Source organism: Variovorax sp. 05L425, assembly GCF_056397705.1.
The window spans coordinates 1-344 of sequence record NZ_JBFTNY010000092.1; the positions used below are offsets into that span (position 1 = coordinate 1).

At 64.2% G+C, this 344-nt stretch carries 1 protein-coding gene; it reads left to right on the forward strand.

Annotated elements, in window-relative coordinates; genetic code table 11:
• On the forward strand, window positions 1-344 hold a 344-nt coding region (locus AC1DN9_RS30115), incomplete at both ends, for a type IV secretion system protein (RefSeq protein WP_478106026.1).

Below are 344 nucleotides of genomic sequence, written 5' to 3' on the forward strand. Positions count from 1 at the left end.
GGGTTCGGGCCGCTGTTCATCATCTGCCTGCTGTTCGAGCAGACGAAGTCGCTGTTCAGCAAGTGGCTGTTCTACGGCATCGGCACGGTGTTTTCGCTGGCGGTGCTCAGCTTCATGGTGGGTCTCGCGAACAACGTGATCCGGTCGGTGGCGGTGGCGTTCCTGGCCAAGTACGCGGCGCTGTTGGCAGGTGGTGATGGAGGTATCGACGGCGAGGGCATCACGTCGCTGGCGCTGCAGCAGGGCGGGCTGGGGCTGGTTCTCACCCTCCTGATCGTGAGTGCACCGTCCATGGCTGCGGCGTTCTTCCGAGGAGTGCTCGGGCAGTTCCAGGCGTACTCGCC